At 33.3% G+C, this 10,263-nt stretch carries 5 protein-coding genes and 1 pseudogene; 4 read left to right on the forward strand and 2 right to left on the reverse strand.

All coding sequences use genetic code 11. The annotated features are described in order from the left end of the window. The 3 genes from FTV12_RS15785 to FTV12_RS15795 all read left to right on the forward strand — a co-directional run. The coding region (locus FTV12_RS15785; RefSeq protein WP_180034310.1) for a transposase at positions 1 to 374 on the forward strand (374 nt) is incomplete at its 5' end. A 142-nt stretch (positions 375 to 516) separates the two neighbouring features. Next, complete coding sequence (locus tag FTV12_RS15790) at positions 517 to 1,140, forward strand: hypothetical protein (RefSeq protein ID WP_180034311.1); 624 nt, start codon at positions 517 to 519, stop codon at positions 1,138 to 1,140. A gap of 31 nt (positions 1,141 to 1,171) precedes the next feature. Beyond that, complete coding sequence (locus FTV12_RS15795; protein WP_075696497.1) at positions 1,172 to 1,909, forward strand: hypothetical protein; 738 nt, start codon at positions 1,172 to 1,174, stop codon at positions 1,907 to 1,909. A gap of 237 nt (positions 1,910 to 2,146) precedes the next feature. Here the strand turns inward: FTV12_RS15795 and FTV12_RS15800 are convergent, their stop codons facing one another. Next, positions 2,147 to 7,906 (reverse strand): dsDNA nuclease domain-containing protein, encoded by a 5,760-nt coding sequence (locus tag FTV12_RS15800; RefSeq protein WP_180034312.1) that lies wholly within the window; start codon positions 7,904 to 7,906, stop codon positions 2,147 to 2,149. A 209-nt stretch (positions 7,907 to 8,115) separates the two neighbouring features. Here FTV12_RS15800 and FTV12_RS15805 point away from each other — a divergent pair, with 209 nt between their 5' ends. Continuing rightward, a complete protein-coding gene (locus FTV12_RS15805; RefSeq protein ID WP_180034313.1) occupies positions 8,116 to 10,200 on the forward strand; it encodes an ankyrin repeat domain-containing protein in 2,085 nt (694 codons plus the stop codon). On the opposite strand, the pseudogene FTV12_RS15810 reads toward FTV12_RS15805, so the two are convergent. Then, positions 10,168 to 10,263: pseudogene (locus FTV12_RS15810) on the reverse strand (IS1595 family transposase); the annotation flags it as partial. The gene FTV12_RS15805 and the pseudogene FTV12_RS15810 overlap by 33 nt on opposite strands.

A 10,263-nucleotide genomic window follows, 5' to 3' on the forward strand; every position in this document is an offset into this window, starting at 1 on the left:
AACTATATGAATGGCTCAACCAACATCATCTGACAGTGCCATCGAGTTCTCCCACCGCCAAGGCCATCAATTACACTCTGAAGCGTTGGCCAGCTTTAAGCCGCTATCTGGATGATGGCAATCTACCGATTTGCAATAATTGGGTCGAGAATCAGATGCGTCCCTGGGCGTTGGGACGTAAGAACTGGCTGTTTGCAGGTTCGCTGCGCAGTGGTCAGCGAGCGGCAAACATCATGACTTTAATCCAGTCAGCAAAGCTGAATGGCTTGGATCCGTATGCCTATTTAAGTGATGTGCTGAAAAGGCTGCCGACACATAAAGTGACCCAGATTGAAGAGTTACTGCCACACCGCTGGAAACCTGAACCGAATTAAAAAATAGGCATGGGGTTCAGCGGACGCTTACAGATATGGTATCGGTTTCTCAAAAAAATCTTTAGCGGATTGTGGTGTACGTCCTGCTCTATATATAGATAAAAAATTACTAAGGATGATTGCATCTTTACGAAGCTTCTCTATGACTTCGGAAGACTTGGCATTGTATAACTCTATTGCTCCTCTTATGACACCTCTTGATCACGATGCAGATAACCAAGGATTTATGTGGGAAAGAGAATGGAGATATCCGAATGAGGAAGGATTTGAATTTCACTATAAAGACATCGAGATTATTTGTTGTCCATTTGATGAAGTAGATCATATTTCAGAAAGGTTAGGTGAATATTCTAATAATGTTACATTTGTGGAAACATGGGGTGAATATGAAGAGGTGTCAAAATATTTAGAGTCGAGACTTACTTCGAATGAGATGAAATTAGTGGTTAATAGCACTGGAATTGACGAACTAGAAACTGCTCGAACCAAGCTCTCAAGTGAACTGTTTAAACTAGAAGCTTATGAAGCCCAATTGAAAAGATTTGCAGATGAATTAGAAGCAATTAGAAGTTCCATACCAACGTTTAAAAATAAAATCTCACATATTGAATCCGAGATTGAAGATCGAAAAAAATGGTATGAAACTCATTGTTGCGCATGTTCAAATTCATTTGAAGAATATTCTTTAACCCTTCATGAATGGGAAAAAGACGGAGAACTTGATACATGGATATGTATTGATTGTAAACAAAAAACAGAAATTTAAATTAGACATTAACCATGATGAGAATTAAAAAATGTTGTTACCTCTATTTGATGGGTTTAATCCACCTTATGATATTTGGTCTCGAAGAGAGTTGAGTCTGGATGAAAAATTAAGTGGTAAGCATACCCCCTATGAGATTAACTGGGGTGTAAAGGATAGATTAGAGAAAAGTATATCTAACCCTTTTGAAGCCGCTAAGCATATGGTAGAAAGAGGAGCAGATGGGGCCTTAAATAATTTTATTGAAAGTTCATTGAATAAAAGTTACGTATTTAAGAATTGGCGTAGTAGGATGCCTTCAAGTGTTCCAAAAAATATTGCAAGGTATCAGAAATCTTACCCAAATTGTGATTTAGACATGGTTAACAATGAAGTAATAAATGTTGGTTGTTTACCATCAGAGGGGCAATATTTTTTCCATGGAGGTTATCTTTTTAGCAGTGGTGTACTTGCTTTTAATACATCTAAACCTTTATCTACAACACTGTGCCCACAAGTTGCTTTAAGAGAAGCTGAGTTTAAAGGCAAAGCTTATGATCAAGGTGAAATCCATCTTTATGTTTTATATGCAGTTAACCCTAGAACGAAGGTCTATGTTTTTAGGAATAATGGTTCAAACTTGGGACATGAAAAAGAGGTTTTATTTGGTGCAAGAGCAAATTTAAAAATAGTGCGTAAAACATTAATTAATGATTCGTATAGTGTGGGTAAATTTCAATACCCTGATAAAACAATACCCGCATATGTTATTGAAGTTACAATTTCTTAAAAATTTGTATAGTTGGAGCCCGTCCACTTGGCGGGTTTTTATAAGCAAAATTTATGAAACACCATCATGGTATTAATTAGGAGTAATAACGCCTAAAATAGTAGGAATTAAAAATAGAATCTCACCCAAGCCTTTCTAATTTAAGTAACAATTTGGACTGCTGTTTGCCTAATTCCGTAAATATATTCAGCAAACACGGTATGTGATTCCATGTTAAACCTAACTTACATCAAATAATTAAATTTCAATCGTTAATTCTTCAAATTGAAAGTCACTATAGTTCCGTTCTTTTGAAGCAATTTTTACCTTACATACATATTTAAATTCAGTTTCAGTATTTCCTATAGATTGAAAATACTGTGGAGAAAGCAATGTGTAAGTCGCACATTTGGGTTTCATTTTAGACGGATAAGTTCTATTCCATTCTTCATTCCAATAACCTGATACACCAAATTCCATATCATTTAATAGATATTTAATAAGATTATTATCTGATTGACCTATAATTTTCATTTCAGTGTCAGGAATGATAGGGATGTATATACCTCTTGAATCCTGTTCAACAGACCAATGACCATATCTATGGTGTGGGAAAGCTGTTCCAACAAAGGAAAAATTATCAGAAGTAGTCTTAGATTCAATATATCTGAACTCTAAATTTCTTTCTAATATTAAGCCAATAGAAACGATTTGAGATCTCTCACTTGCCTCATTTTTATCATTCATTATTGTACAAGTGATGTCTAGTTGCAAATTAGGACTAATTTCTATTGGAAAGGATAAAGCCCCCAGAATTTGACCTTTATTACTAGTGTTGCAAACTTTAATTAAATTTCTAAGATAATCTTTGAGAGCTTCAATACTGTATTCATTTAGGGAATCCCACTTTGTAAACCATGACGCTCGAGATGGTAAGAAATTTAAATATGCTGTTTCAAGGGGCAAAGCTTTTATTGAGAAGAAATTAGCATAATCTTCGGGCATTCTATAACGAAGTTTAGCAACCTCAAATACTCTTAAATATGCAGATCTAGCTCTATGGCTATTTAATGTGTAAAACTGACCAGTGTTATCTCTTTCTAAAAAATATTGATATGTGTCATGAAGCCTAGGCTCATGAATAAATGTTTTGTTCCATTCATGCTGAAAATCTTCAGTCAAGGGAAAAAAATATTTTTCCTCTAGATATTCACAAGTACTTAAATACATAAGTGGAAATTCAGATCCAAGGTTTTTTCTGAAATTAGATTCTCTTTCAATCAAACCAGAATCAATATCGAAGTTTCCTTGGTAATATCCGTAGTTACAAGTTTTAGAATCTATAGCTTTCAATAATTGATCGGATAAACAAGATCTTGCAAATATATATTTTCCAAGAACAATAGTTGGATGATAGCCTTTCTGACAAGCCATCCAAAATACACATAAAATTTCAACAACTTCAGATTCTAATTTCTTAGACTTCAAACTTTCTAATAATCTAGCTTCGACAATTTTTTGAGTGTCATTTACAGTTAACAAAGTTGACAGTTCACTTGCCGTCCATTGCTTAATACTCGTAAACGGCCACTGTAACCTAGTAACAAGTAAAGAGACGGCTATTTCGTGTTCTTCTAAATTTTGATCCCAATTCCAATCTGGGCTCTTTAAATTCAAATTGCGAATTTCTTCTTTTAGTACCTCAATCATTACTTCAATAAATGATTTTGCTTCTTCTATACGATTAAGTTGTATTAGCAGATAAACTAATCGTGAAGATGGAATCACAAGTCCTGTATTTAAGACTTTGTTATTCTGAGTAGATAGTTGGATGAACTCATCTGCTTTTTCTTTATATTCTTTAGCAACAATATCTAAACGCTTGAAAGTTTTTTCAGTAGTTTCAAACAAGTAGTTAACCCAACCACCTTTATTTGATTGGGCTTTAACAAGAATGTCGAATGCAAATTTTTTCCCCCTAGTGGCTTTTGCAATTTCATATAGAGGATCAAGTAGTAAATTTTCATCTTTATTATGTAAATCATTATCTTTTATATAATTCCAAACATACTTGATGAAGTCAGATTTTTTTACTTTAGGTTTCCAATATTCCATCCATGGTAGTAAATGGTCTCTGTTTTTATAATCAGACTTAATCCATGTCAAAAGCTCAGGAAATTTTTCTAAGGGATAATCTTCATAGCTAATTGTATTACGAATTTCGTCTTTAGATGAATTTTTGGCATCCTTATTGTAATTAGAAAGACTCTCCATTCCATTGTGATCTAATGCGATATTACTTAACTCTTTCACACGGTCTATATTTGAATTATTTTGTAATGCATATAGATCATCTTGTGAAAGCCCAGTTCGGCAAATTGATTCCAAAACACGGGACGACAAGTTTGGTAAATTACTTAATATATGATGAAAAGAATTTTCTGCATTGTGCCAATCACCATTTTTAACTTCCCATTCAAACTTAGAAGTCAAGCACGATAAATTGAGGCTAGACAAAAGTTTTGTAAATTGTGGTAAGGCATGTCTGGTTTCTTTACCATCAGTATATTCCAAAATTTGTGTTACTTCTGATGATATTTCTTGTAAGTAAAAAAGAGCATCTTTTGGATTTTTCTGAGATAGATACTCAATTGAATCAAGTATTTCAAAAATACCCACATCTTTTCGCCAACCATAACCTAAAATTAAATCCCAACATTGATAAGAATATCGCTTGATATATTCTGGTTTCTGATGAAGTAATGCAATTTTTGCTAAATTTGAAAAATAATCACATCTTTCATTCGTCTCCTGAATTTGTTGAGCAAATTTTTTATCTATAATTTCAAATAAGTATTCAATAGTCTCATTATCGAAATACTTAATGTTTTGCTCTGCATACCACTCAATAAACCAATAAATATTAAAATATTCTTTTTCTTCTACTCCTTTAAAATTAGACAGGCTAATAACTTTTTTATTAATGATTAAATTTAGAGTTAAGCAAATCTCAAACCAATCGTTTTTAAATCGGTTTAACTCTCCTTCATCTTTATAAGTTTCATGAATAGGAAGATCTGAACTATTTAATAATGAATATATGTCTATAAATTTAATTTCTTCATCATATTCAATAAGTTTTACGATATGGTCACCTAATTCTACTAATAAGTTGTATAGAGGGGCTTTTACGGAATTACTATAACTTCGTATATGGAGATGACAGAAACTTCCTTGGGATGCTAAGTGCTGAAAGAAGTTCTCGAAAAAGTAATCTTTATAATTAAAGACTAGTTGATCACTTTTAAATATTAGATATTGATCTTCATCTTCATCTTCATCTTCATCTTCATCTTTGCAAATTAAATAGCTTTGATTGAATAAATTATTTTCTAAAATTTGAACAACTTTTCCTAGAGGGGATGCCTCGAACAACTCTTGATTTTCTAAACATCCAAGTTCAACTTCCTCAATAGAACCTAGAATTATTATTTGCTCTGCTATCATCTTCTGGATGTCTTCATTCTCTATTACATTGAAAACATCTAGCAATTGTTCAAAATTATCATTCAAACAATTTATTTGGCACAACAATGTAATCCATTCTTCATTCCACGTTTTAATTGAATCTTTTTTGATAAGAGAAGGAATATACTTATCATCATTTAAAATTTTAGTATGCAGCATTAGTTTTAAATTTTTATTATAAATATCATTATGTTGATGACCATTGTGCAAACGCTCTTCACTTACAAATCTTTCACGACACCAGTTTGCAATTGATAAAGCTTGGGGCTTCTCATTTCTATGCCATAAGGCTATTGATAGAATTCCTAAATCAGCTACTGAAAGTTGGTGACGTAAGGAAATTAACTCATTGATTGCAGACTGTGGGGCAGTGGTTAGAAATATAATTTTTAACTGGTTAAAATCAGTTGGTTGATATTGAGGGCCGTTTAATAAACGTGTTTTTATCGATCTATGTTTGTATGCCTCAGCATACTGTCGTTCTTTAAAGGCAACCGTTTCAGCTTGAGTTAATAAGTCGATAAAAATTTGGGGATCATAGCCCTCTACTAATCGCTCGATAATCCAATCACGTGTTAGGCCACTTCTTAAAGGGCTAGTATTACCAAGTAAAGCATGGCAATACCATAACCATCTCTGTTTTAATGACTCAGGTGCATCATGCTCAAGCCAAGTGCACAGAGGTACCAATAATGATTCAATGATTTCATTATGGTTATCTCTACTTTTGACAAAAACAGTTAAGCTTTCATGAAATGGTCTTAAACCAGATAAAGACTCATGTAGCAAAAAAATTACTGAATTTATATCTAACAATGAATCAGAAAAAATTTTATTAAAAGAAGTTCTAGGCCAGAAAAAATTAAAATTTACAACAAGATGTAGTATATTTTTTTGTTTATGCGTTAATGTATGCCAAATAGATGAGTAATATTCATGGATATTCCCACCACTACGCATAGGAAGCTTATTTATTTGCCACTCATTAATGGGAAGTAGGTTAGTTCTTAGATATTCACAAGTATAGATCAGTTGTAACGGATAACCATGTGTAGAATTTAATAGTTCTAAAGAAGCTTTAGCTATAATTTCATCTTTATCTCCAAAATCATTTGTTATTAATGCTCCGTCATTTATTCTTTTAGTTACATAAGCTAAAATGGCGTTGCCAGACATAGGGGGAAGGTAAGTCCAGTTTTTCTTAGGACATAGAGTTAAAAGTTTTTTTGGCAGATATTCATCATCTACAGGTTGAGTACCAACAATAATTTTAAGGTTATTTGGCAATGGCAATAGTATTTTGAAAAGCTCTTCTAATGGATTGATATTCCGATTATTATCTCGCCAAACATGATCTAAGCCATCAATAATAAGTATGAAAGGTTTTCCACTTTTTTTATAGTAACACCCGCATTTTTCAAGAATATTAGTTAAATTTTCAGGGTTTTCATGAGATAAAACTTCAATTCCATTATGAAATCTTCTGATTTGTGAATAGAGTGATTCAGCAATAACTCTTAAAGAAAGTCTATCCTGTGTTCTATCACTAGTAGAAATAAAATAATGATGTCTGATATAGGGGATATTCTTTTCTTCTAATTCATTACAAAGGTAACTTAGATATGTACTTTTACCTAAGCCAGGGCTACCAGTGAGCACCTGTATATCTGTGATATCTTCGCTAAGAATTTTACTAATAAAATTTTTATGAAAATTCTCGTCTGGCAATACGTAATCATCTGAAATATGAAAACTTTGAGGTATAGGTTGAGGTCGTTTTGTATGAATAACTGAACGTAGTATATCTAGTGTAATCCATCCTTCTGGTGCTGGATAATGTTGAATTGTTGCCCATTTCTTAGCTTCATAAAAGAGACGTAAACATCCTATTTCATCGCTAACTTTTATTAGAGAATCTTGTACCTGATTTTCGAGTACTAAATATATGGGATCATCATAAGCGACTTTTAAATTCTCAATAAAAGTTTTAGCTTCACTTTTATTACCTAACTGCTTAATGATTTCATCTAGAATATTTGTAGGTATCAAATCAAATTGAATATAAGGTGTTCCTTGAAAACAAGGTTCTACATCTCGTGCAAGGCGCTTATTTGTTACTAAATTGATCGAATTTATTTGATCTAATGGTATTCGTTTGTAGGCATCATATATTTTTCTTAAAATACTTTTTGAACGCTCAGTTTTTCCTGACTTTGTAAGAATCCAATCCCAAGAAAATTCGTTTTCTTCTTTTTCAGGAGAGGGTGAATATTTGACTTGATAGTAGTCATATTTATTATCTTTTCTGACACAAATTACGTCATCTAATGCCTGCGGGGTATCGTCAGTATCATCAGTCGCTTCAAATAAAACCTTCTGGTATTTGTCTGGGAAATTCAGCCAGTCAGCAAGAATACTTATGCCGAATAAAGTTTGATAATCATAGCCTTTATATGTAATCGCAGTACTTTTAATATTATCTTTAAGCATAAATTTGATGATTTTAAGAAAATTTTGAATGTCTAAAGTATATCTACTTTCATCTTAATCCAAAATTAGAATTAAAGTAAAAATGAAAATTTATTAATTAAAATCAAATCAGTATGCTTAGAGAGCTAGGGGGGGACATCATTTTTCATCGTTGTTTCGAAGATAACCATATATGATTTCTGAAAATTTCATCATGGTAGCAATAAAGTATGGGCACTTTACCAAAAATTGAATCAGTACTGTTAGAAATCCATCAAAGTCTTGGTGGCAATAACTCATATTCGACAGTTCAAAAGAATAAATTTGCCACTGGGAAAATCAGTATCAGTAAGCAATCTGATATGATGAAAACAATTATTTTATCTATTTTTGAAAAACTCAATATTCGCCCTGAGTCTTTTGATGCCATTTGGCAATCATTAACCAATATTGCAAATGCCTATAAAGGTCTGGAGCTCAAAACTTGGACATTTAATGCCGATCAAAAAAAAATTAACTGGATGCTTTTAACGCATTTCTTAGTGCCAGGTTTAGCACGATTTTCGGCATTCCAAGCTATTGAGACCCCTTTTGATAAAGGTATGCCAGGTGGTCGTTTCTGGTATTTACCTGAGGTGGTTGAAAGTGAAGGTGATAAAAAGCTAATTCTACCTGTGCCACAAGTCATTGACTGGTTAACAGATCTACTAGGAAAAGATGTAGACAATGTTGCCAACAATAGCCTAGATATAGACATTCAAAATTTACGACGTTCTCTCTATAACTGGAAGAAAGGTACAAATACTATTCGTTACAGCTCTATTTATGAATATTTCCCAGATGGGATGAGTTTAGATTTAGAAGGTGCCTTTACCCTAGATGAAACTATCACTCTTGATGAGCAATTTAATCAAGCATTAGCTTTTATTAACAAAAAGGACCTAAATGCTCAAAAGCTTAAATTTGAACTTCCGTTGTCTGAGGAAATTCTTACCCATATTTTGCAGGGGGGCGGAAATGAAGAAGAAAAAATTAGATTAATTGAATGTTTATTTGATCGTTACTCAGCACCTTCTATAGAGGTAATTCGCCAACGTCTTGTTGTTGCTAGTGTAGTGCAAGACATTTATCACCGTTTAGTCAAATCTCTATGTCCTGACGTAGATAAGTATTGTGTTGACCCTCAAAAAAATAAAGTTCTACAATTATTTGCGTTATATAAAGGCGTTTACAACCTTTCTATCGAGGCATGGAGGAATTGTAGAAATAAAGGTGAGTTTGCACAAGATATGTGGTTTGAGGCCCATTTACCTGAATGGGATAAGCAAAGCATTTTTTTGTCAATTCTACCCTCTAGTAAAGAAACAGGTATTGATGAACTCGCAACGTATCTGAGCTATAGCTTCCGTATCAATGCAAGTGATGTACTTGATGATGTAATTGGTCATGATCCGAAATCATGTGCCGAAATTGCTGAACGCACTGTACGTAAACTCCATCACTTTTATGAGGAACAAACTAAAACTCAAGGGCTAAAAGCTCGTATGCAACAAAGCTCACCATGGAGAGCTTTACAAAATGAGCAGAATTATTGGGTAGTAAGTGGCGTAGCTCAGTCAACAGATCTACCTATTCGCTTGAAAGAAATGACCGCTAAGCGTATGAGGGAATTGGCTAATACGCCTTTCGAGAAAATTCTAGTTGTTATTCCAGAGCTTGCTTACTATTTAAATGGTGAAAGTAAAAACAGACCTAAAGATTGCAAAAATAAGGTTGACGCTTTAATTGCTGAAGCAGAAAAAACCGAAGGATATGATTTATGGAAGTTTGCCATTTTGCAATACAAAGCTAAACACTTATTGGCACAAAATAATTTTGGCGAGGCATCACAATATTTCAGAGATGCTCTGGAAGAAAGTTTTAAATGTAGTTATGGTCTAATAACTGGAGAAATTGCACGAGATTGTCTAGCTATAGCGGTAGCGAATCAAAAACTTATCAGGAACAATCACGAAAAATATTATCGTGAAATGCTTAGTGGTGGAATAATAGAAAGTGATCAAATTCCTTCTATAGAGGAAGTAGCACGTTGGGCATACTCTTATTTCTGGGAAGATCTTTATAAACCGTATCCTGGAATCAAGCCTCAACAACCGCTCAGTAAAACTCTAGTCAAACCGGCTTTGGATAAACTTGTTCCTTTGCTTAAACAAAATAATTTAGCGGGGTTGAAGGATTGGCTAAATTCTAATGGCTCTAGACTAGCAGATTTACACTTAATTTTACCTAATGAGGTTCCACAGCTCAGTTGCTAACTCATTAGGTTCCCTCATCCAACGCCATTCAGTTTCTTTAAGATGATAATTAAAGTACTCTTT

The organism is Acinetobacter sp. YH12233 (assembly GCF_013417725.1).
In the GTDB taxonomy this organism is placed as follows: Bacteria; Pseudomonadota; Gammaproteobacteria; order Pseudomonadales; family Moraxellaceae; genus Acinetobacter.